The sequence below is a fragment of the Bradyrhizobium sp. USDA 4532 genome (genome assembly GCF_024171315.1).
GTDB classification, from domain to species: Bacteria; Pseudomonadota; Alphaproteobacteria; order Rhizobiales; family Xanthobacteraceae; genus Bradyrhizobium; species Bradyrhizobium australafricanum.
The window spans coordinates 6,888,893-6,910,623 of record NZ_JALJZN010000001.1 but is presented as its reverse complement, the minus strand read 5'-3'; the positions used below and the strand labels follow the sequence as shown (position 1 = coordinate 6,910,623).

The window sequence follows — 21,731 nt, the reverse complement described above, 5'->3', positions numbered from 1 at the left end:
CGACGGTGCAGCCGCAAGCCTCACTCCTTTCATAAATCCAGTTCACCCGTAGCCGGATAGACCACCGTGCCGTCGCCCTGGACGACGGCGCCTTCGGTAAGACGGGCGGGCTCGAGGCGCCCCTCCCCCATGATGTGGAGGACGGTCTCGCCGGACGCGATGAGGTAGTCGGCGACGATGCGGCGGTGGCAGCGCCACCACACGGCTTCCGAGCACATCATCGCACAGCGTTGCCGGCGCCCCTCGTCGCGCAGATGCTGGAGCGCCGCATGAAACTGCGGCGACAGCGCATAGTCGGCGTAGTTGTGAAAACTCTCGTTGCTCCAGAACCCGTTGACGGACGGCGCCACGCTTCGCGCCTTGCCGCGGAGCCCGCCGAGATCGGCCAGATGCTCATACGAGATGCCCGCGGCCTTAAGCGGCTTGGGCAGCGTATCCTTGTTGAACTGCGGATTGGTTCGCGACCGCGGCACCGTTCGGATGTCGACGATACGCTCGATCGTGGCCGCGCCGAGGAGAGCGATGAAATCCTCGAGGCTGCGGGTGGAATGACCGATCGTGAAGAACGGAAGCGCCACGTCTTTGCTAGGCATGATGCAGCGCGCTGCCCTTGTGGGCCGCGACATGATCGGTCTTGTCGCTCTTGATCTCGTACTGCGGATCGGCCTCCGAGGCGCGGTGGGTGTGCCCCTTGTAGTCGAAATCGCTGATGTGGACCGCGATGATGGTGCCCGAGACGCGGCCGGCCTCGGAATTCCAGCTGACGTGATCGCCGACCTTGAATTTCCTGGCCATCGTTGCAGGCTCCTTCAGACGCGAAATTGATCGTACGATACGCCGCCAATCGACGGCACGGGACTAAAAAAGCCCGCCGGAGCAAACGAGCTCACAGCCGGCCAAGTTCCTGCCTCGCGTTGCGGGTTCAAGCGCAAATTGATGGTCTGGTTGCGGCATCCCGGAAGCTTGCCGCCGCCGTCCGGAATTCGATAGCGGGATTGATCGACGAAGCGATACCGGCAACGGATGCAGCAAGTTACAAGTTATATGGCTCAACGCGCAAGCCTGACAGAAAGCTCGGTCAGATTCCCTCGTCACTTACGTGGATCCGCGGAATCAAGTTGCTGCCCTGCTCAGATCTTCTCCTTTGAGGGCCGCCGCAGATCCAATGCCGACATTGGTCACGATTGCCCTCGCCTGCAACATCGACATGCTCAGAGGACGAATGCGATCGACCGAGCAATATCTGACAATGCCGACCAACGGCGTCGGCGCCTGCGGGACGAAGACAGCCACCCAGTCGTTCTCGAGTGTCTCGAGGAGATATCCGAGCTGCCAGCCACCCTCGACGTTCACCAGCACTGGCTTGAACTCATCGCTGGCGCCTTCGGCCTGAGCAAGGCCTTGAGCCATACTCTTCACCATCTGGTACTGCGGAAGGCTGCCAAGAAATGATTTTTCGACCCACGCGCTAATCCGAGAGCCGGCTTTGGTTCGCGCGACGATGCCGGCGAGGAACGACACCAGGATCAATAAAGCCACTGCCACGACTGTAACAATTCCAATGCCTGCGACCTTTCCGATCTGGTCGAAATGAAGGGCATGAGACACCGGAAGCGCGGCCTTCACCGCCAGACGCATCGCGTGGCTGAGAATCGCCAGTACAAGAGCGACGGGCAGGAGAAACAGTGCGCCTCCGATTAAAGTCGTTTTCAAAAACTCCTTCATTGCCACGGCCTCTCCATTTGCACACGCCGTTTGAAACCGGGCCTTTCGCCAACAGCCGAAAGAACTCGCCCGGATCTACAAGAACGGCCATGGCCACCGGGCGTCAACAGACCGCCCACGTCGCCACAACCATCGCGTCCCGATGCGGATCATTGCGATGCTTGGCGAGTGAACGGGCAGTGCAGCGAGACATCCCGGTCTCGCCACACCGGTTGCCTCGGGGAGCCGCCGATCATTTTTCGTTCTTGAAGAGAACGTCGATGGCCTGGATCACCTTGAGTTCCGGGTGGGCCTTGCAATACACAATGACTTCGTGCTCGCCGGATTTGGTCCGCGTAATATGGGCAAAATGCTTCTTCGCGAGGCCGTTGTACCAGCCACTGTACCAAATCGCGAGAAAGTCGGCGTCCTCCTGATAAGTGTTGGCGAGTTGCGCGCAGGTCAAAGCCTGAACATCAATGAACCCTTTCGAGTCCATGTAGGTCGAGAGCGGGACCTGGGCATGAACAGAAGCAATCGAGATGACGAGCGCGCCAAGGCTGAGCCCAATCTGGTTCACGATGGATTTGCGTTTCACGATCTAGTCTCCTCTTGATTTTGGTCCACCACCCAAGCCAGCGAACACTTTGAACAAACCGATCATTTCTGCGATGGGTCGGCCGTTGCGCTCGCCGGAGCGGGGGAACGAAGCGACTCATAGGAGATGTAGTACTTGTAGATCTTGCCGACGTACTGAACCGTCTCCTGCCCGACGATCGCAGCCGCGCCGTTCTCGACATTGTCGAACCAGACGGTCGAGTCGAAGCCGTGCTTGCTCGCATAGTCCCGGAAACGCTTCAGGTTTCCCGGGCCTGCATTATACGCCGCCAGGGCCATGAACACGCGCTCGCGCGGATCGGTGACCGAAGCGTCGACATAGGTATCCGCCAGGTAGCGCAGGTATTTGGAGCCGGCGTGGATATTGGTGTCGGCACTGGCCGCGACGCCGGTGATCTCGATCGGCTTCCCCTTCGCGGTACTGGGCTTGATCTGCATGATGCCGGTGGCGCCGGAGGCATTGTGGCAGGCCTGGTCGAGCTCTGACTCCTGATAGCCCTGTGCAGCGAGCAGGACGGGGTCGATGGAGTATTGCACCCCGTACTTTTCGAAAGATCCGCGCAGCGCCTTGAACTTCTCCGCCTCGGCGTGCGCGAGGGCGTTCTTCAGCGGCTTCGCCGTCTTGAAATAGCGTGCACGCAGGTCGTTGCCGAATTCAGTTCCGATTTTGTGAGTACTGACGAATTCAGCGAGCTCCTTCCTGAGCGCTGGACTGTCCTTGCGGATCGCCCAGGCGATGTCGCCGCCTTCGTTGATCGCAATATCGTCGCGCACCGTCAGCCCGTTCAGGAGGCCCGCCCACGCCTGCGCCTTGAAGCGGTCGACGACGGCCCAGGGCAACAGGCCGGTGCTCACCATCTCCAGCAAGTCCTCGTCCTCGAGGGTCTTGTCGGCTGGCCTGACGACGATGCGTTCCAGCCCCTTGGCTGCCCGGTCCGCATTGAGCGCGTTCAGGTGCTCGAAATAGCTGCTGGCTTCCCGGACGAAAATCGTCTTTCCACCGAGCTCGTTCAGCGAGCCGATGCTCGGCGCCGCAGATCCCGTCACGAGCACTTCGCGAACGCCGGATGCCCAAGGATCAGCGAAGTCAACCAACTTGCTCCGATCCGGCGTGACCGTGAGCAGGCCGGCGGCGATATCGCCCTTTCCGGCGATCAAGTCACCCAGCAGTCTGTCGCGCCTGGTGGGGACGAAGCCGACATAGATCCTCTGCTTCTTCTTGCCGTACCGCTTGTTCAGCCAGCCCTCGAACTCGGCGCCGAGCTCGGCTTCGAAGCCGAGTGTCTCGCCCTTGTCGATGAAGAACGATGTCCTGTCGGTCGGCACGAGGATGCGCACGAGTTTGCGCTTCAGCATGCCATCGAAGTCGCCCTCCCAGACCTTCAGGGACGGCAGCGCCAGAACCTGTGGATCGGCCCTGGCGGATTTTTCTGCCACGACGACGGCGGCGGCGGTTGCGAAGGCCATGGCGAACATCCTGGAACTTGCGCAGGTCGATGAAAAATTCATGATCCAACCCAATCATTTGAAACGTGCCGCTGAAATCTGCCTGGACGTTACCTTTCTTCGTGGAAGCTGTATTGTAATTTTGCCGCAACCTGGGCTAGCAGATGTCGACGCGCGAGCCCAGGCGCGCTGATCAGCGCCGCCGGCCACCGCCATGGAAACCGCCCCCTCCCCGGAAGCCACCACCTCCGCGGAAACCGCCCACGCGGCCGCCTCCGTGGAAGCCGCCGGCCCGCATGCCGCCGCGGATCGCGGCCGGCCGGCCGCCTGCGTGAACACGTCCGCTGACGCGCGAGCGCGTGACGCTCCTGTGCGAGACCGCAGCGCGATTACCCGCGCGCGTATGGGCGCGGGTGACGTTACGGCTGCTGGCCCGGCGGGATACGCTTGCACCGCGATTGCCGGCGCGTTGCGAGACCGCGGTCCTGGCCCGGCCGGCACCCGCATTCGAGATCCTGCCGCCGGGACCACCGGTGCGATTGCGCAGCGCCTCGCGCGCGGCGGGGGTATTGCCACTGCCGAACCGCCTCGCCACGCCGGCATCGCGATAGGCGACACCGCCGCGATGCGCCGGATTGTGGGCCCAATTGGTGTTTCTGATGTTGGTGCGGTTGAACTGGTTATATCGGTTGACGTTGACGTAGACGTTGCGGCCCCACCAGTTGCAGCCGCCCCAGATCGCAGCGCCGACGGCCACGCTGGCGGTGAAGCCGATCACGCCCGCGGCGACATAGCCTGGCGGAGACCAATAGAACGGCTGGTAGTCGGGATAATCCCAGGCCCCGTAGACGACACCGGGATCGTAGACCGGGACGTAATACTGGTCGGGATCGACCGGCTCGATCGAGATCGCCTGCTGCATGCCGGAGGGCGCGGTCACACCGGCAGGAGGCGCGCTCTTTATCACCTTTTGCTGCGGCGTCGACTTGAGATTGCCCGCGGCCTCCGCGCGCTGGCGCAAGGTCTGCACGGCGCTCATCACGTCCTGCTCCTGCGCGAGGAAGGCATCGCCAAGCTGCTGGGTCCAGTCGAGCTTGTCGTTCATCATCTGAAGAACCTGCGGCACCGCCGCGAGGGCCTTGACGCTCGGATCCCACGACTGCTTCTGCATGGCGTCTTCGAGCGCCTTGCCGGTGACGGTCTTGTTGTCTTGCGACCAGCGCGCCGCCTCGACGACTTCCAACGGATAGGTCGATGCCATCAGGATCTGCGACAGCAGCGCGTCCGGGTAGAGCGCGATCGGCGCGACCAGTTGCTCGATCTGTCCGTTCGGAAGCTTGGTGGCTGTCGGGGCCGGCGCCGGCGCGGCAGCCTGGTCCTGGGCCGGCTTCTGGTCCGCGGGTGTCTGCGCGTATGCCGGGCCTCCGAGCATCAAGCCAACCGCCAGCGCCGCGTTCGCAATGGTGAGCCGGCGCAATCCTGGAAGAAGTCGTGTCATGATGCCTCCTCGTTCTTCGTCTCGCTTGCATCACCGGCGGCGCCGGCGTGCTCCGCGGCGCCGGGCGTCAGCGATGCCTACGCAATCGTTCGGCCTCTATTCAAAGCGGAACATGCGTTTCCAGTCGTCCTTCATGCTGACCACGATCCAGCCATTGGAGTTCGCTGCGTCGAGCGCCTTGTCGAGTTTGCCGAATGAGGACTTCCGATCGTATGCATATTCCCGTTCGGCATCGGTGTGATGCACGATCAGGCCGAAGCGTTTCCCCGATGATTGCGTCGCCCATTGCAGCATCTGGAAGTCGCCGTCCGAATTGCCGAAGGCCGCGATCGGCCGGCGGCCGATATGCGAGTTGATGCCGACCGGCTTGCCGGGTCCGTCGTCGACGAGATCGATCGCCGGCAGCCGGATCAGTGTCGGTTTCCCCTTGTCGATCTCGAACTTCGTCTTGATGCTCGATCCGACGACCTGCTCCGGCGGGATGCCATAGGCCCGCTCGCTCCATGGCCGCATGAACTCGATGCCGCCGCCCGAGACAATGAAGGTCTTGAAGCCATTGGCCCGCAGACAGGCGAGCAGTTCCAGCATCGGCTGGTAGACGAGATCGGTATAAGGCCGGTTGAACTTCGGGTGACGCGCCGACTTGATCCAGTCGCCGGCGATCTGCGCGAACTCGGCCGTTGTCATGCCGGCATGGGTCGCCATGACCAGTTCGACCAGGCCCTTCTCGCCGGCCTTGGCCAGCGCTGCGATGTCGTTGTCGAGAACCGCCCTGAACGGCTGCTTCTGCTTCCACTCCGGATGTTTGGGGGCGAGGGCCTTCACCCGGTCGAGCGCAAACGCAAGCTGCACATACATCGGCTGCTCGCACCACAGCGTGCCGTCATTGTCGAATGTCGCGATGCGTTCCGGCGCCGGCACGAAATCCGGCGCTCCTTCCTTGGTCACCGCGGCGACGAAGTCCAGGATCGACTGCTTCGCCCGGCCGTCATTCCAGGAAGGAAGAGGATCACTCTGCGCGCGTGCGATACGGCCGGAGACCGACAGCGTGGCCGCCGACACCAGCAGACCGGCCAGGATCGTACGGCGGTCAACCAAGCTTCCGTTCACGAATCTCCGTCCTCCACTTCAGCCGTTCAGAGAGGAACGACCCCCGAGAGTGGGGGCCGCTCCATTTGCATCGATCAGTTGCCTGTGGGCAAGCCAATCTGGAAGCCGTCCTTGGCGAGTTGATCCCTGAAGAACGCGAAGCGCTCATACTGCTGGATGGTGATCGGTCCCGCGTAGGTCTCGCTCTGAATCTTCCGTGGCGGATACTTCACATAGGTCTGCATCAGATCCTTGATCGCGGCATTGATCGAAACCAAGGACCAGGTGTGCTCCGTGTAGTTGTTCATGAAGATGTCGTAGCGCTCCTGCGGGTCCTGCCAGAGATCGAAGACCTGCGGAACGGTCGCCACGTAGGACTCCGGTCCCTTCCAACCGAGGTTGCTGTCTACCGCGAGGCCGCCGGTCTTTGCGCCATTGTCGCCGCGCAGATTGAACACCGCTTTGTAGTTGCCGACACGGGCTGCGCCAGGCGAGAGCTCGGATTCCGTGAAATAGAACCAGTTCTTGCGCTCGGACTTGCCGGTTCCGAACAGGATCGGCGACATGTCGATGCTGTCGAAGATGATCGGCTTACCCTCGCGATCGTTCTCCGGCAGCTTCACGCCGGCGAGCTTTGCGAAGGTTGCCATGTAATCGAGGCCGCCGACGATGTCGGAATTCTTCGTGCCGGCCTTGATGCCTGGGCCCCATGCAAGGGACGGGACGCGGTTGCCGCCCTCGCGAACCGTGCCCTTGGTGCCGCGGAACGGTGTGTAGCCGGCGTCCGGATAGACGTCCTGCCAGGCGCCGTTGTCCGTCGTCCAGAACACATAGGTGTTCTTGTCGAGGCCGAGGGACCGCACCTTGTCCATGATACGGCCGATACGCGTGTCGTTCTCGACCACGGAGTCGGCATACTTGCTCTTGGACATCGACTTGCCCTGGAATTCGGGCGCCGGCATGTTGGGCTGGTGCACCTTCATGAAGTTGATGCTCATGAAGAACGGGCCCGATGACTTGTTGCGGTCCAGATACTCGAGCGAGGCCTTCTCGACGTAGTCGTCGAAGAAGGGAATGCCGACCACGCCCTTGTCCGGCGTGTTGACGTACTGGCCGTTGATCTTGAAATCTTCCTTCGCCGGCTGCCCGGCATTTCCGGAAAGTGCGCCTTTGGTGACCTTCTCGAACATCGCCCTCAATTCGGGGTCCATGTCGGGAAACCAGGTCGGATCGGCGTAGGTGTACGCATTGAGATGATAAAGGCCGGCATACTTCATCTCGTCGTAGCCTTGCGCGCTCGGCAACGCATAGTCGGCCTCGCCAAGGTGCCATTTGCCCGTGAAGAACGTTTTGTAACCGCCGGTCTTCAAAACCGAGGCAAGCGTCCATTCCGCCGCCGGCATGCCGCCGCCCTGGCCCTGGAACGCGACGGTCGTCATGCCGCTGCGATTTGGAATTCGGCCGGTTTGCACCGCGGCACGTCCAGGCGTGCAGCTCGGCTGCGCATAGAAGGACATGAATTGCAGTCCTTCATTCGCGAGACGATCGATGTTCGGGGTTGGCATGCCGCGATTTTCGCCGCCGCCATAGGGCCCGGAGTCACCATAACCGAAATCATCCGACAGGATCAGGATGATGTTCGGCTTTGCGCCGCCGGCCGCGCTCGAGGGTTGCGTGGTCCCTTGCGCCTGGGCGGTCTCGATGGGCGCCATCGCCGAGAAGGCGGCGATGGTGGCGAGCGAACTCGAGGCCGCGAGCAGGTTGCGGCGGCTGAAGGTGTCTGTCGTTGTCTTCTCAGTCATCACTTTCTCCCTGAACGTGTAATGCAGCGAAATCCGAGATGGCTGGTCGACGTATCGATCGGCTCGGCATGGCGCGCCGCCGGTCGATAGCGCCGGCAATAGTTCGGCGCGCAGAGATGCGAGCCGCCCTTGATCACCTTGCGCGGTATCCTGCTAAGCGGCAGCGACGGATCGTGGCTGTCATGCTCGCAGCCGCCCCGCGGGTTCTGGGGAATGCAGCAGGCCTTCTTTGCATCGGCGCGGTGTTTCGGAGCCCACCAGTCGCTGGTCCACTCCCAGACATTGCCGATCATGTCGAACACGCCATAGCCGTTCGGCGGATAGGTCATCACCGGCGAGGTGCGCGCATGGCCGTCCTCGCACCGGTTCTCGAACGGAAAGTGACCTTGCCACGTATTGGCTTGATGCACGCCGCCCGGCACGAATTCATCGCCCCAGGCATACTCGGCGCCATCGAGGCCGCCGCGCGCAGCAAACTCCCATTCCGCTTCCGTCGGCAAATCCTTGCCGGCCCATCGCGCATAGGCGAGTGCGTCAGCATGGGTGACATGCACCACGGGATGGTCGTCCAGCGACTTGATGTTGCTTTTCGGGCCATAGGGATGGCGCCAATTCGCGCCCTTGAGCAGCGTCCACCATTGGCTGTAGTCGCGCAGATCGACCGGATAATCCGGGGGCGTGAAGACGAGCGAGCCGGCGAAGATCAAATGCGGCAGCGCATCCGGATAGTCCTTGGGGTCCGGAGCGACCTCGGCGAAGGTGACGTGGCCGGTGGCACGCACGAACTGCTTGAATTGCCGGTTCGTCACTGGAGTGCGGTCCATCCAGAACCCGTCGACGCTCACCATGTGGGACGGCGCTTCTTCCGGATAATGCCGATCCGATCCCATGCGAAACGTGCCGCCGGGAATGAAGACGCTGTCTGACGCGCCGGTTTCGTCCACGTTCGCGATCGGTCTCTCGGCAATATTCAAGAAGGTTGCCTCCAGTTACTCGTTGCGGCCGATTGCGTGCTTGGTCGGTTCGGCGGCCTCGCTGCGCAGGTTCTGTGTGACTGACCGATCGCAGCACGCAGCATGCCCGCGGCAAGCACGCTTGATATCGAAAGGTTGACGAGAATCGTATTTTTCACGCACTGCTCCAGTTATGCGAACGCCCCCTCGATCACGGCCGGTTCAGATGAACCAGAGCCTCGGCTTCCAGTTCGGCAACGAGCCGTTCGTAATCCGCGGCCTTCCGACTTCCTTCGCGGTCTCCTTGCTTTGCCGCTTGTTGCCAACGACGAAGCGCTTTCACAGCTTCGTCATAATCTGCGCAAATCGCTCTAAACTGCGCGTCGCGATTGAAGCAGCGCCGAATGTCAAGTTCGCGCAGCGGAAAGCGGGTCACAATCGCGCGGAACTCCTCCATGATGAACTCGCTTGTGGCCAACGTGACCTTTGCTGCTGGTTCATCGAGGCTTCAAGGTACGAACATGTTCGTACACGGCGCGACGCTCGTTGAGCGCGCCGTCTCAGGCGCGACGGCTTCAAGGCCGATGCGACCAGCTGTCGCTGCAGTCGGGAACTCGTTGTTCCGACGATTGAAAGCTGTCGCGTCAGCGCCGGCTGCTTGCTTCGCTTACGAGTTGCAACATGTACTGAGAAAGCCTACCGTCAACCGACGATTGGGGTTGCCGGTTGATGCCTGATGTACCCTTCGCTCACGATGCCGTCAGCGGCTCATCCGATATCCCGCGTTGTGATGATTCCGCGGTGCCGCCGGCGCATGTAGCGAAAGAGCTGGACCGCATCCTCTCGAGTCCGCATTTCCAGGCGAGCGAACGGCGGCAAGCTTTCCTTCGTTTCATTGTCGACGAGACGCTTGCAGGCCGCGCTGATAGCCTGAAGGGCTACACAATTGCCTTGGCCGTGTTTCGGCGCGACGACTCTTTCGATCCCCAGGCTGACCCTGTCGTCCGTCTTGAAGCTCGACGATTGCGCCGCGACCTCGATAGCTACTACGTGGATTCGGGCCGCGATGATCCGGTACGCATCACAATTCCAAAAGGCTCCTATGTGCCCCATTTTGAGTGGCACAAAATGCATACTGCCGACGCTCCATCTCGCGAGCCTGCTCTTGAACTGCACGATGATTCGACAACTGCTGCTGCTACACGTGCGAATTGGACGACCAAGCCTGGCATCAGGCGCTATGGGCCCGTCGCTGCCGCGCTGGCAGCCGGCGTGGTGGCTTGGATATGGCTTGCAGCAAGACCGCCTCCGTCCCCAATGACGCCACGCGAACCCGCGGTCCTCGTGATGTCATTCACGCCACTGACTCCCGGGGAGAACACGCGGCTCTTCGCCATCGGCATGGGACAGGAACTGACCAGCAACCTGTTTCGCTTCGGAGGATTCCGGCTCTACACGTCGCCGTCGAATGCGCTCTCCGCAAAAGGCGACGAGGCGCCCCAACCTGGTCGTCCTCTCGGTGCTTCCTATGTCGTCCGTGGAAGCGTTCAAACGAGCGCCGAAGAGGTGCAAGTCACAACGACTGTCTTCAACGCCGAGAACGACGAGATCGTATGGATGCGGACATATGCTCGACCGTTCGATCCTCAGTCGCTCATGAATGTCCAGCGCGAGCTCGCAAGCGAGATCGCAACCGTCGTCGGCCAATCCTACGGCGTGGTTAGAAACGACATTCGCGCGGATCCACCGAGGAATATGGAAAGCTATCTCTGCGTCCTGCGCGCTCAGGCCTATCGCAGCACTTTCCGGCGCGTCGACTTCGATCCGGCCATGCAGTGTCTTCAGCAAACCGTTCAGCGGGATCCGCAGTATAGCGATTCATGGGCCATGCTTGGATGGCTGCATCTCGACGCCGGACGGTTGGGCTATTCAGCCGACGGCAATCCGCAAACGGAGTATGACAAGGCCCTTGAGGCAACGTCGCGCGCCATCGCCCTGCAGCCGAACAGTCCCCTGGCGCTGAAGGCCCTGGCTGCGGCCTACCATTTCACGGGACGTTACGCCGATAGTGATCGCATCAGCCATCTGGCGATCGACCTCAACCCCAACGATCCCGACATTCTTGCCCAATTCGGCTGGCGTCTCGCCATCCGCGGGAACTTCTCGGAAGGCGTGCCGATGCTCAAGCGCGCGATCGAGCGCACGTTGCATCCGCCAGCCTGGTATCTTCATTTCATCGCGGTCGACCTTTACTTGAAGGGTGAATACAAGCAGATGCTCGACGTGGCCGAGACGGCATCGTTGCGCGATTCCGGATTCAGCCAACTGTTGATTGCGATAGCGAATACAGAGCTGGGGCGCCGCGATGCGACCCAAACGGCCTTGAAAGGAATGTCGCGGTACAAAGCGTTGGCCGATGATCCGGCCGGCTTCTTGCGCCGCAACGGAGCGGCGGATCAGGTTGTCGACACTCTCGTGGCCGGATTGCGCAAGGCCCAGGCTCTCGTCGCAAGCTGACCTTCCCTGCCGTTTCGGCGCCGTTCAGCCGCCATCTTCGGCTTTCGACGGCCATGCCGCCGTCGCCGTTTTTCACTGCGCATGGAATAGACCGCCCGAAGGCGGCCTTCCATGGGTTAGCGGAAACCAAAGCGGCTTACGGGCGAATGCCGTTCTTTCGCGCGCAATCCCGATAGGCGGAATAGCCCGCCGAGTTTCGGGCGGCAGTCGCCCCGCTTGTCATGTTCGCACCGCCGGCGGCAGCGGCTTCATTCGCCTGCCTGAAGCATTCAGCACGAATTGCATCGACATTCTTGCCACTATTCTTCGGAGCCGCATTTGCCGGAACCGCAACCAGCAAGACCAACGTACTAAGCACACATATCTTCCACATAGTCGTCTCCCTGTTCCCTGTAGTGGACCAGCTGCCGTATCAGTTCGCCAATTTGCCGCGTCGGCAGTAAGCGTCAGCATTGTTTCACACAGGGAGGTCTTCAAGGTACGAACACGTTCGTACCTGCCTCGCGCCGCCGGGGTCCGAAGGATCGAGCTTCACCATGCCCGCGGGGGTCGCTTGCGCCCCGAAGCCACGACGCGCCGTATTGAGCATGCATCTTGTGCCAGCGTGGCACGCAGTTGAACCAACGGAACGAAGCACGTTCAGCGGGATTGGTTGGGACACCCTTGCAAGGAGTCCGGATATGCGACCAACGAAGGCTTTGCTGGTTCTCAGCTTCATCGCATCTGCAGCAATGATACTCCCTTATGACGCCCAGGCCCGGCCCAGAGGAGCCGGCGCTCGATCGGCTCACTTCCACGGCGGAGGAATGCGGCCTGGTTGGCACGGCGGCGGCACGCGATGGCATGCCGGCGGCTGGCACGGCGGCCGCGCACGTTGGGCCGGCGGCGGCTATTACCGCGGTGGCGGTTACTATCGAGGCGGTTGGGGCGCCGGAGCTGCCGCAGCCGGTTTGGCGACTGGCGCAGCCATCGGAGCCGCGACGGCCTACAACTCCTGCTATCAGACGCGAAACGTGTGGAACGGTTACGCGTATGTTCAGCAAAGCGTGAGGGTCTGTTAGGCACTTCCTCGTCCGCTATGCCTGCGCGAGTGCGTTTCGCCGACCCTGTCTGGGCCGACGTCACGCCTTCGCGCGCTACCAGTTAACGCGCAGTCCGGCTTTCCCGCCGTAGGAGAAGCCGCCACCGTCGAACCGGCTCTGATAGGAAGCGTTGGCATAAAGCGACGTGGTCGACGTGACCTGTCCGCTGATGCCGGCATTGATCTCGCCCCACAGGCCGCCGAGGCTCGCCTGGAATGGAACGAAGCCGGTGTCCGACGAGAACAGCGTTTTCGGGTTGCCGAGGAATTCGTTCCACAGGCTCGGACGGATCCAGGCCGTCAGCGTACGCGGACTGTCATCGACCGCCCATGTTCGGCCAAATCGGGCACCGATCCGGGTTGCGAGCGAATCCACATCCGCAAAGCGGATTTGCGCCGCGATGTCGCTGGCGTCGTTGATGTGGATGTTCTGATACACCAGTTGCGCCTGCGGCTCGATGAAGAAGCCGCCGGCGAACTTGAAGGGATATCCGCCCTCCACCGACGCAGCCCCACCCTGAGCACCGGTCTTGAGCGCCGGAATGCCGCGATTTGCGCTGCTCGTGATGTCGTAGAACGTGCCTTGCAGGATCGAGTCGATGTACCAGCCGGTCGGCCCGAAATGCGTCCAGTAGCCACCGAGCGTGTAGGCGGAGAAGGTGTTGTCACCCTGGCTGCCATCGAAATGGGTGACCCGCCCGCGCGCGCCGCCGATCGCGAAATACGCCCCCGCCTGGTCGCGCGAACCGTCGGGACCGTCGTGTCGATAGACATCCATGCCCGCCTGCAGCGCCAGGAAATCATAGCTGAAGTGCGGTCCGGCTTCGCCACCCAACACGCCAAAGCTGTCGCCCTGATGCACGCCGTTGACCCCAAGCACGCGACCCCATCCGACCCTGGCGTTCTCGGGATTGGCGCGGAAGCGTTCGTCCTCCTCCTCGCCCACGCGTTCATGCAGCGTGTCGAGCAGGCTGCGTCCGTACAACAGCGTCATCGCCGGAATTGCCGCGTAGAGCGAAGTCTCCTCGCGGTAGTCGGGGATATCGCCGCCGCCGCCGTCGGCTCCGCCTCCACCGCCGCCTCCACCGCCACCGCCGCCTCCGCCGCCACCGCCTCCTCCACCGCCTCCACCTCCGCACCTAGGCACGTTGGGCAGATTGGAGCAGTTGATGAGACCGCCACCGCCGCAGGCACGAAGATTGGGATGCGCGACACAGTCGAGGGTGTCGCGCAAATACCAGGCTTGCGGGTTGCTGGAGTCGACGCTCGAACGGAACAGCGAATATTGGTAAGGGCCGGCCAAGACGGGGTGAGACAGGCTGAAGGCACCAGGCGTCGTCGTCGCACCATTGATCGCGTCGACGACGAGGATGCCGTTGCCGGTGGTGAGCGCGCCGCCGCCCGTGGTGTTGCTGATCTTCAGGAACGTATTGCCGCCTGCCGTGCCGCCATTGATGACGAGCCTGTCCGACGGCGAACCGTCCCTGCCAAGATATGTATTGAGCCCGATGGTACCGCCCTGGCCGACATAGTTCACCGCCGTCAGCGTCTTGTAGCTCGACAGCTGCGTCGGATCGCCGACAGGGGACGTGAACTGGATGATGCTCGAAGCGTTGATCAAATTGGTGACGTTCGAGTTGCCGGTCATGGTCCAGAGCGAATTGTTTTTCAGCGCGACGCTGGAGGTGCTGCCGGAGTCGGTGAGCGCAACGCCCTGCAGGGTCGAACTGTCCGCGACGAGGTTGAGCGTGGAGCCGCCGCTGACGTTCAGCCATTGATTGTTGTTCGCGACCGCAGTCACGCCGGTCAGGCTTACGCTGCTGATGCCGCCCGGGGCGGCGATCGACGCACCGTTCGGACTGGTCATGGTGACTCCGGAGAGCGTCGCTGCACCGCCACTTATGTTGAGCGCGTTGGCATCGGCTCCATTGGCCGTGAGTGAGCCACCGGTCATGCTCAGCGTACCGCTGCTTGTCACGCCGGCCACATGGGTGCCTGCGCCTGATGTGGTGACCGTCGAGCTGCCGTCGAGCGTGACGCTGCCCGAATTGTCAGCCTGCACTCCGCGGCCTCCGCTGCTGTTCGGAACCGTTACCGTCACGCCGCTCGCCGTGAGCGTGCTGCCGGTGCCGCTGGCCTGCAGGCCGATCTCGCCCCCGCCGCTGCCCGTCGCGGCGACGCTGCCTCCCCTCAAGGTGATCGCGCCGCCGTCGAGTGCCTTGGCACCGACATCGCCACCGCCGCCGGAAACCGTGACCGCAACGCCGTTTGCCGTGACAGTGCTTCCGGACGATTGCGCCAACAGGCCGGTTTCGCCGCCGCCGTTCCCCTCAACGCTGACAGTGCCGCCGGTCAGCGTGACCGACCCACCGGAGTCCGCGCGCGCGCCAACGTCGTTGCCGCCGCCGCCGGGCATCGAAATGGTTGTACCCGTCGAGCTAATCTGGCTGCCGGCGCCCGTTGCCCACAGGCCGGTGTTGCCGCCACCGCCGACCGCATAGGCGATTGAGCTGTTGAGCAGACTGACCGTCGCCGCGTTGGCCGCCTTCGCAGCGACGTTGTTGCCGGCGCCGTTGAGACCGATGGTGAGTCCTGTCGCGCTGATCTGACTGCCCGTTCCATCAGCGCTCAGCGCAGTTCCTCCGCCGCCGAAGGCCGGATTGATGATCGAACCCGACTGAAAGATGATCTGGCCGCCGCTTTGCGCCGACGCGGCAGTGCTCCAGTTGCCGTTGATGCTCGCCCCGGAACTGAAGATGATCGTACCTGCAGCATCCGCCAAACCACCGATACTGCCGCCATTGAAGGGATTGATGTTGACGTTGTTGGTCGTGATCTGAGCGCTCGAACTTGCGTGAACGGCAGGCGTTCCGGTCAACGTCGTATTCGCGTCGATCGCGCAGCTTCCACTCGTTGCGGAGACAGTCGAATCCGGTGCGACCGTGCAGGACTGAGCCGAGGCCGCATCAACCAGAGCGGCCGACGCAATCAAGGCAAGCGCGGCGAGCCGGAACCGGCTCCGACAGGCCGCGACTGGTCTCGGCTTATTCCTGAAGAACTGGACCAATGATTGCAGGGCGGCGCGCGTCGACGCCTGTTCCATGCGATTGCGCGCGCAAGATCCAAGGAGAGTCGAGCCGGTAAAGCACTTCATTTGCGCCGCCTTCCAAACCTGTCGTTCTCAACAACGTCAAATTGAAAAGGACGGGTTGCTTGGTCGCGGTGCAAAATGCAGGAGCGGCTACAATTCAAGATCGCAAATCATCATCCGACTATCAGGACGAAGATCAACTCGAATGTGGCGATCCGAAACGCGTGCTGCCGTTTGTTGGCAGTTGATGCTTTCGCATCACACAACTTGTGCAGTTCGTGCCAACCGTCGTGCTCTCTCGCGCACGTCCGACGCAACTTGACGCGGTCATCGGGCAGTTCCGCGATCACGCAACCTTTCATCAATTTGCATTCTCGCCTCTGTCCGGATTCGTCGGACGAATGGAATTGCCGTCCCATCGTTTGGGCATTGATCGCAGCATCCTTGCTACGCCGCGACTCCCTGCCGCATCCATGCCGCTTCTGCTGAAGTCGCATTCCAGATCGATTGGCAAGTCACGTCGATTTGATGCCGCGCACGAGATGCACAGGAACCACTTCCGGAGGTTGCATTTGGTTAGGTGCGAGAAAACGGGAACTTGCGGACTTGGCATTCAGTCATGCCAAGCTTCGTAAGTGTCGCAGCAAACCAAATCCAGGGAGCAAGCCATGATGAGTCTAAGAGTTCTTGGCGCGGCTGTGATAGTGGCGTCGGCAGTTTCGAGCCCCGCATCGGCGCAAGCGGTCTTCTCCAACCCGGCCGCCTGTTCATCTCAATTCGCCAGCGCCAACTGCCTCAACCGAGGAGCCGGGAGCCCGTACGACAGCAGGAGAGGCTATTATCAGCGGCGAGCCGCCTATCGCGAACCCGTGGGGCCGGTGGGGGCCGCTGCCGGCGTGGCCGGCGCTGCCGTCGGAACCGCCGCGGCGATCGCGACCGCTCCCTTCGACGGCTGGCGCAATTCCTACGCCGCATACGGCACCTACGATCGGCCCGCCGCGTATGGCGACTACTATGCGTGGAACGGCGACTGGAACAGTTACGCGTCGCACAACGGCATCGTCTGCAGGCCCGGCACCTTTTTCAAGGGATCCGACGGACTCCAGCACCCCTGCCAATAGGGCTCTTCTGCTCTCAGACTAATCTACAGGCGGCCTGCATGGGCCGCCTGCTCCAGTCCTGCCGGTCGCGTCGACAGCGCCTGCGCGGCTGAAGGATCGTATGCGCCCGAGCTGCCTAGTCGGATCGACGACAATATCCGGCTTCGCCCTCCACGCTGCGCCGGAACGAGCGCCTGCGGCGGAGCGATTGCTGGATGCGCAGCCCACCGATACCGACATTCAGTGCAGGTTTCGATGCGGCCCGAGCTGCTCGTCCGACTCCGCAATCATCCGATCCGACGTCGGCTTCTGATGATATGTCGGCCACTAACCTGCGCGGGAAGATCCGGCTCTGTCGAGCCGTCCACGCAGTCGAGGCAATCGACCTATCTGGGTTGGGATCGATCGATGGCCCCGCTGTCCAGCAATGGCGCGGCATCGATGTTGTGCGCGTCCATCAGCATGGCCAGCCGCTCTACTGCAGCAAGGATCATGGCCTGCTCCCATTGCGGCAACTGGACGAAGCGATCTGTAAACGTCAGGTGAAGCAAGTCGGGTGCGTTGGCCACGATGTCCCTGCCTGCCGGCGTCGCCGTCAGAAGGAACTGGCGCTTGTCGTTTGCGTTACGCTGGCGCTGCACTAGATCGAGCGCCACAAGCCGATCGACGATCGTCGTGATCGTTGCCTGACCGAACTGAAGCGCCTGCGCAATGACCCCCGGTGTGGTTTTCTCGCGCGCGTCGATCTCTCGCAACACGAGCCATTGCGATGTCGTAAGGCCGGTCGCAATGGCCAGCTGGCGACTACCGATCTCAGTTGCCCGCAGCACTCTTCGCAGGGCGCGCAGCGTCAGTGAGGCGATCTCTGATTTCATGTGGCTTTTCTTATAGCTACGGCCGCGCCGAGGCGAATCGTAACCGGTTCCAAGTCACCCCTTCAAATTTTATTCGGATAACGAAATATCTACGAAGCTTTTGATGTGAGATCTCAAGCCAATTTTCAAGATTTCGCCACTTATTTTCCTATAAGGTAAAGCGCTATATATTTCGGAGAATGAAGCGATTAATTCGAAATCTGAAGCAATAGCCGGCCCTCGGGTCGACGCTTTCGGTGGATCCTCGCCAGTGGCTTTCGACGCTGCTCCGGATGTCAACGAAGCGTTCCAGTTGAGAAAGCCGTCGCCCGCTGACGGCCCCGCGGTTACCCGCCTGGTCGCAGCCTGCGCGCCACTGGACTCCAATTCCGCCTATTGCAACCTCCTCCAGTGCACGCACTTCACGGACTCCTGCCTCGTTGCGGAACGTCACGCGCAAATTCTAGGATGGGTTTCAGGTTATCGCCCGCCTTCGGAACCGAACAGCTTCTTCGTCTGGCAGGTCGCGGTCGCGAAGGCGGCGCGCGGCAAAGGCCTTGCTCAGCGCATGATCAACGCGCTGCTGGATCGCCCTTCCGCCGAAAGTGCCAAGTATCTCCTCACCACAGTGACCGACGACAACGCTCCATCCTGGGCATTGTTCAACGGACTGGCCCGCGCGTGGGGCGCTCCGCTGATCCGCAGTGTGATGTTCGAGTGCGACGCGCATTTCGCCGGTAAGCACGCCACAGAGTGGTTGGCCCGCATTGGCCCCCTGCCAAACCGACAGCCCGGAGCCAGAGATCAGGAGAACTGACGACATGACCACAACAACCACACTTGCTCGCCATACACGACCCAAGCCGACCAGCCATATCCCGGACCGATCCATTTACGAACGCCGGGAGTCGGTCGTGCGGAGCTATGCGCGCACCATGCCGCGCCAGTTCAGCCGAGCTGACAATGTCTGGATGTATGATAATCAGGGCGGACGCTATCTGGACTTCCTGTCGGGATGCTCGACGCTTAATTACGGACACAATCATCCCGCGCTGAAGCAAGCGCTGATCGACTACATCTCGACTGACGGCATCACGCACGGGCTTGACCTGCATACCGACGCCAAGGCGGAGTTCCTCGAAACATTCGAGTCGCTGATTCTGAAGTCACGCGGGCTGGACTACCGCGTGATGTTCACCGGACCGACCGGCACTAACGCGGTCGAGGCCGCCATCAAACTGGCCCGCAAGGTGACCGGCCGTGGACTGGTGATCGCTTTCACGAACGGTTTCCACGGCATGACCCTCGGTGCGCTGGCCTGCACCGGCAATGCCGCCAAGCGCACCGGCGCGGGCGTACCACTCAGCCATGTCAGCCACGAGCCTTACGATGGCTATCACGGCCCGGATCTCGACACCGCCGCGCTGCTGGAACGGCGGCTGTCCGACCCTTCCAGCGGGCTCGATGCGCCGGCCGCGATTCTAGTCGAGACGGTTCAGGGCGAAGGCGGTCTCAACACCGCATCGCCGGATTGGCTGCGTGCAATCGCCGATATCGCAAAACGCCACGGCGCACTCCTTATCGTCGACGATATTCAAGCCGGATGCGGACGCACCGGTCCGTTTTTCAGCTTTGAAGGCATGGGTTTTACGCCCGACATCGTCACCATGGCAAAATCGCTGTCCGGCATGGGGCTTCCCTTCGCGCTGACACTGTTCCGACCCGAGTTGGATCAATGGTTGCCCGGCGAACACAACGGCACGTTCCGGGGCAACAATCACGCCTTCATCACGGCCACCGCGTCTCTGCGGAACTTCTGGAAGGATGACGAGTTCGAGCAGGACGTCCAGCGCAAGGGACGATTGCTCGCACGACGCCTGGATGCCATCGCTTCTGGATTCGGCCTTTCGACACGCGGCCGCGGCATGATGCGCGGCATCGACGTCGGGTCCGGTGAAACTGCCGATGCCATCACCAGCGCCTGTTTTGCCGCCGGACTCATCATCGAAACGAGCGGCGCACACGACGAAATCGTCAAGGTGCTTGCACCTCTCATTATCGACGACGCCGCTCTCTCGGCCGGCCTCGACATCATCGAGGAGTCGGTCCGCGCGGTGCGGACCGGCAGCTACGGCATTGCAGCCGAATAACGAAAGGAAAGAACAATGATCGTTCGTCAACTCCGCGACATTCAAAAGACCGATCGTCTCGTCAAATCGAAGGGCTGGGACAGTGCCCGCCTTCTGCTCAAGAGCGACGGCATGGGCTTCTCTTTCCACATTACGACGATGTACGCGGGCGAAGAACTCAAGATGCACTACCAGAACCATCTCGAGGCGGTTTTCATACTGAAGGGAACCGGGACCATCGAAGACCTCGGGACCGGCGAAACGCACAAGCTCGCACCGGGCATCATGTACGCACTCAACAAGAACGACCAGCATATCGTTCGCCCGGACACTGACCTCCTGACGGCCTGCGTGTTCAACCCGCCGGTCACCGGCCAGGAAGTGCACGATGAGACTGGTGCCTATCCGACTGATGTCGAAGCGCCGCGCGAGGCGGCCGTTAACTCCTGAAACAACTGAAAGAGGGAAAGGCATTGACAGACATTTACCCATCCCGTCTCACCTCGGAGGCCCAGATGCTTCCGCGTCTCGATCCCGTTATTCATAGCGACTGGAGCGAGAGCGCACCGCTAACGCGGCAGCAGGCCGAGCAGTTCGATCGCGATGGCTTCCTCGTGCTCAAGGATGTCCTCTCTCCCGAGGAAGTCGACCACCTGCAGACGCAGGCAAAGAAACTGCTATCGAGCCCTAACGGCCTCAATCCGGAAACGATCATCGCCGAGCCGGACAGCCAAGAAATCCGTTCGGTCTTCGAGATCCACTCTCAGAGTAGAGTGATCGGGCGCCTCGCCGCCGACGCACGCTTGTCAGGCATCGCTCAGTTCCTGCTGAACGACAAGGTCTACATCCATCAGTCACGCCTGAACTACAAGCCCGGCTTCGAAGGCAAGGAGTTCTACTGGCACTCCGACTTCGAGACTTGGCACGTGGAAGACGGCATGCCGCGCATGCGAGCACTCTCCATGTCAGTCCTGCTGGCGGAAAATACGCCGGACAATGGCCCCCTGATGCTGATGCCCGGATCGCACCGCGTCTTCCTGACCTGTATTGGGGCGACGCCGGAAGACCACTATCGCACGTCACTGAAGAAGCAGGAGTATGGCGTGCCCGACCGGCAAAGTCTGACCGAGTTGGCGCACCGCCACGGCATCGTGGCGCCGACCGGTAAGGCGGGCACGGTGGTGATCTTCGATTGCAACACGATGCACGGATCGAACGGCAACATCACGCCATTTCCACGCGCTAACGCGTTCTTCGTCTATAACGCCGTGAGCAACCGGCTGCAGGCGCCATTCGGCGTCAAAAAACCGCGGCCGAGCTTCGTTGCCGCGCGCAGCGACCCGAAAGCTCTCGTGCCTCAGCACGGCCCGTTGATGGAGGATGCTCTCGCATGAGCGGTTTTCATAGTGTCGAGAAGATCGGCGGCACATCGATGGCCGCGACTGGCACGCTATTCGACGACGTTCCGATCGCGGAGCGCAAGGGCGAGGACCTTTACAATCGCGCCTTTGTCGTCTCCGCCTATGCCGGGATGACTGACCTGCTGCTGGAGCACAAGAAGACCTACGAGCCTGGTATCTATGCACGCTTTGTTGCCGATGACGGCGCGGACGGATGGCGTCAAGCGATGGCCGACAGCGACATCGCTTGGCCAGGCTTGGTGTTCGATGCGCTGCGAGCCCTCGATAACGCACGAATCGACGTGATTGCGACGCGGCATCAGATTCGCAATGCTGACGTTCAGTTCGTCGTGACCGTTTGCCACTTCGATGCTAGCGCTAGGGTTCTGCATCGTGTCCCGGTGGAGGCCGACGGGGAAGCGGAAGGCCGGCGCGCGGCCTGACGGCGC

20 protein-coding genes are annotated in these 21,731 nt (G+C 61.8%); 8 read left to right on the top strand and 12 right to left on the bottom strand.

The window, feature by feature from the left end:
• Positions 1-29 precede the first annotated feature (29 nt).
• From J2R76_RS31745 to J2R76_RS31725, 5 genes are all read right to left on the bottom strand, one after another.
• Entirely contained in the window at positions 30-593 is a 564-nt protein-coding gene (locus tag J2R76_RS31745; RefSeq protein ID WP_076827309.1) for a DUF488 family protein, read from the bottom strand.
• Positions 586-795, bottom strand: coding sequence for a DUF2945 domain-containing protein (locus tag J2R76_RS31740; RefSeq protein ID WP_057017689.1), 210 nt, complete (start codon positions 793-795; stop codon positions 586-588). Before J2R76_RS31740 ends, J2R76_RS31745 begins: the two co-directional genes overlap by 8 nt.
• Positions 796-1,113: 318 nt before the next feature.
• The gene (locus J2R76_RS31735; protein WP_076827307.1) at positions 1,114-1,725 is read right to left on the bottom strand and encodes a DUF502 domain-containing protein; all 612 of its coding nucleotides are present in this window, start codon (positions 1,723-1,725) and stop codon (positions 1,114-1,116) included.
• Positions 1,726-1,957: 232 nt separating this feature from the next.
• Positions 1,958-2,275: an HdeA/HdeB family chaperone gene (locus tag J2R76_RS31730; RefSeq protein WP_283805964.1), complete on the bottom strand. Its 318-nt coding sequence runs from the start codon at positions 2,273-2,275 to the stop codon at positions 1,958-1,960.
• An 89-nt stretch (positions 2,276-2,364) separates the two neighbouring features.
• On the bottom strand, positions 2,365-3,789 hold the full coding sequence (locus J2R76_RS31725) for a lytic transglycosylase F (protein ID WP_253625315.1): 1,425 nt from the start codon (positions 3,787-3,789) through the stop codon (positions 2,365-2,367).
• Between J2R76_RS31725 and J2R76_RS31720 the strand changes: the two genes are divergently transcribed.
• Positions 3,788-3,961: a hypothetical protein gene (locus J2R76_RS31720; RefSeq protein ID WP_168857739.1), complete on the top strand. Its 174-nt coding sequence runs from the start codon at positions 3,788-3,790 to the stop codon at positions 3,959-3,961. The two genes, J2R76_RS31725 and J2R76_RS31720, sit on opposite strands and share 2 nt — an antisense overlap.
• Here J2R76_RS31720 and J2R76_RS31715 read toward each other — a convergent pair whose 3' ends face one another.
• The 5 genes from J2R76_RS31715 to J2R76_RS31695 form a co-directional block, all read right to left on the bottom strand.
• Positions 3,962-5,266, bottom strand: a complete 1,305-nt coding sequence (locus J2R76_RS31715; protein ID WP_233475662.1) for a DUF3300 domain-containing protein — start codon at positions 5,264-5,266, stop codon at positions 3,962-3,964.
• 96 nt (positions 5,267-5,362) lie between these two features.
• Positions 5,363-6,376, bottom strand: a complete 1,014-nt coding sequence (locus J2R76_RS31710; protein WP_076827303.1) for an HAD family phosphatase — start codon at positions 6,374-6,376, stop codon at positions 5,363-5,365.
• Positions 6,377-6,450: 74 nt separating this feature from the next.
• A complete protein-coding gene (locus J2R76_RS31705) occupies positions 6,451-8,157 on the bottom strand; it encodes an arylsulfatase (RefSeq protein WP_200844473.1) in 1,707 nt (568 codons plus the stop codon).
• Positions 8,157-9,101, bottom strand: coding sequence for a formylglycine-generating enzyme family protein (locus tag J2R76_RS31700; RefSeq protein WP_309143557.1), 945 nt, complete (start codon positions 9,099-9,101; stop codon positions 8,157-8,159). The genes J2R76_RS31705 and J2R76_RS31700 overlap by 1 nt, the downstream gene beginning before the upstream one ends.
• 220 nt (positions 9,102-9,321) lie before the next feature.
• Positions 9,322-9,567, bottom strand: coding sequence for a hypothetical protein (locus tag J2R76_RS31695; protein WP_229192917.1), 246 nt, complete (start codon positions 9,565-9,567; stop codon positions 9,322-9,324).
• A 272-nt stretch (positions 9,568-9,839) separates the two neighbouring features.
• Between J2R76_RS31695 and J2R76_RS31690 the strand changes: the two genes are divergently transcribed.
• Positions 9,840-11,627: a hypothetical protein gene (locus tag J2R76_RS31690; protein ID WP_246786640.1), complete on the top strand. Its 1,788-nt coding sequence runs from the start codon at positions 9,840-9,842 to the stop codon at positions 11,625-11,627.
• A 1,136-nt stretch (positions 11,628-12,763) separates the two neighbouring features.
• Here the strand turns inward: J2R76_RS31690 and J2R76_RS31685 are convergent.
• Positions 12,764-15,586 (bottom strand): autotransporter outer membrane beta-barrel domain-containing protein, encoded by a 2,823-nt coding sequence (locus tag J2R76_RS31685; protein WP_253625314.1) that lies wholly within the window; start codon positions 15,584-15,586, stop codon positions 12,764-12,766.
• A gap of 881 nt (positions 15,587-16,467) precedes the next feature.
• On the opposite strand from J2R76_RS31685, the gene J2R76_RS31680 reads away from it, so the two are divergent.
• Complete coding sequence (locus tag J2R76_RS31680) at positions 16,468-16,920, top strand: hypothetical protein (protein ID WP_141342795.1); 453 nt, start codon at positions 16,468-16,470, stop codon at positions 16,918-16,920.
• 365 nt (positions 16,921-17,285) lie between these two features.
• Here the strand turns inward: J2R76_RS31680 and J2R76_RS31675 are convergent, their stop codons facing one another.
• Entirely contained in the window at positions 17,286-17,774 is a 489-nt protein-coding gene (locus J2R76_RS31675; protein ID WP_057017678.1) for a MarR family winged helix-turn-helix transcriptional regulator, read from the bottom strand.
• Positions 17,775-18,024: 250 nt separating this feature from the next.
• On the opposite strand from J2R76_RS31675, the gene ectA reads away from it, so the two are divergent.
• The 5 genes from ectA to J2R76_RS31650 all read left to right on the top strand — a co-directional run bounded on the left by ectA (position 18,025) and on the right by J2R76_RS31650 (position 21,725).
• The gene (gene ectA / locus J2R76_RS31670; RefSeq protein ID WP_225160841.1) at positions 18,025-18,570 is read left to right on the top strand and encodes a diaminobutyrate acetyltransferase; all 546 of its coding nucleotides are present in this window, start codon (positions 18,025-18,027) and stop codon (positions 18,568-18,570) included.
• Between the two features lie 4 nt (positions 18,571-18,574).
• Entirely contained in the window at positions 18,575-19,903 is a 1,329-nt protein-coding gene (gene ectB, locus J2R76_RS31665; RefSeq protein ID WP_057017677.1) for a diaminobutyrate--2-oxoglutarate transaminase, read from the top strand.
• A 15-nt stretch (positions 19,904-19,918) separates the two neighbouring features.
• Entirely contained in the window at positions 19,919-20,332 is a 414-nt protein-coding gene (locus J2R76_RS31660) for an ectoine synthase (protein ID WP_076827282.1), read from the top strand.
• Between the two features lie 65 nt (positions 20,333-20,397).
• On the top strand, positions 20,398-21,276 hold the full coding sequence (gene thpD / locus J2R76_RS31655; protein WP_283812345.1) for an ectoine hydroxylase: 879 nt from the start codon (positions 20,398-20,400) through the stop codon (positions 21,274-21,276).
• Positions 21,273-21,725 carry a hypothetical protein gene (locus J2R76_RS31650; protein ID WP_057017674.1) on the top strand — a complete coding sequence of 151 codons (453 nt, stop codon included), beginning with the start codon at positions 21,273-21,275 and terminating at the stop codon, positions 21,723-21,725. Before thpD ends, J2R76_RS31650 begins: the two co-directional genes overlap by 4 nt.
• Positions 21,726-21,731 lie beyond the last annotated feature (6 nt).

Bases quoted from the DNA above. Each gene is read 5' to 3' on its own strand.
- J2R76_RS31720 (WP_168857739.1), top strand. From the start codon at position 3,788: ATGGCGAACATCCTGGAACTTGCGCAGGTCGATGAAAAATTCATGATC.
- ectB (WP_057017677.1), top strand. From the start codon at position 18,575: ATGACCACAACAACCACACTTGCTCGCCATACACGACCCAAGCCGACC.
- J2R76_RS31740 (WP_057017689.1), bottom strand. From the start codon at position 795: ATGGCCAGGAAATTCAAGGTCGGCGATCACGTCAGCTGGAATTCCGAG.
- J2R76_RS31680 (WP_141342795.1), top strand. From the start codon at position 16,468: ATGATGAGTCTAAGAGTTCTTGGCGCGGCTGTGATAGTGGCGTCGGCA.
- J2R76_RS31715 (WP_233475662.1), bottom strand. From the start codon at position 5,266: ATGACACGACTTCTTCCAGGATTGCGCCGGCTCACCATTGCGAACGCG.
- J2R76_RS31660 (WP_076827282.1), top strand. From the start codon at position 19,919: ATGATCGTTCGTCAACTCCGCGACATTCAAAAGACCGATCGTCTCGTC.
- J2R76_RS31725 (WP_253625315.1), bottom strand. From the start codon at position 3,789: ATGGCCTTCGCAACCGCCGCCGCCGTCGTCGTGGCAGAAAAATCCGCC.
- thpD (WP_283812345.1), top strand. From the start codon at position 20,398: ATGCTTCCGCGTCTCGATCCCGTTATTCATAGCGACTGGAGCGAGAGC.
- J2R76_RS31735 (WP_076827307.1), bottom strand. From the start codon at position 1,725: ATGAAGGAGTTTTTGAAAACGACTTTAATCGGAGGCGCACTGTTTCTC.
- J2R76_RS31705 (WP_200844473.1), bottom strand. From the start codon at position 8,157: ATGACTGAGAAGACAACGACAGACACCTTCAGCCGCCGCAACCTGCTC.
- J2R76_RS31690 (WP_246786640.1), top strand. From the start codon at position 9,840: ATGCCTGATGTACCCTTCGCTCACGATGCCGTCAGCGGCTCATCCGAT.
- J2R76_RS31695 (WP_229192917.1), bottom strand. From the start codon at position 9,567: ATGGAGGAGTTCCGCGCGATTGTGACCCGCTTTCCGCTGCGCGAACTT.
- J2R76_RS31650 (WP_057017674.1), top strand. From the start codon at position 21,273: ATGAGCGGTTTTCATAGTGTCGAGAAGATCGGCGGCACATCGATGGCC.
- J2R76_RS31675 (WP_057017678.1), bottom strand. From the start codon at position 17,774: ATGAAATCAGAGATCGCCTCACTGACGCTGCGCGCCCTGCGAAGAGTG.
- J2R76_RS31745 (WP_076827309.1), bottom strand. From the start codon at position 593: ATGCCTAGCAAAGACGTGGCGCTTCCGTTCTTCACGATCGGTCATTCC.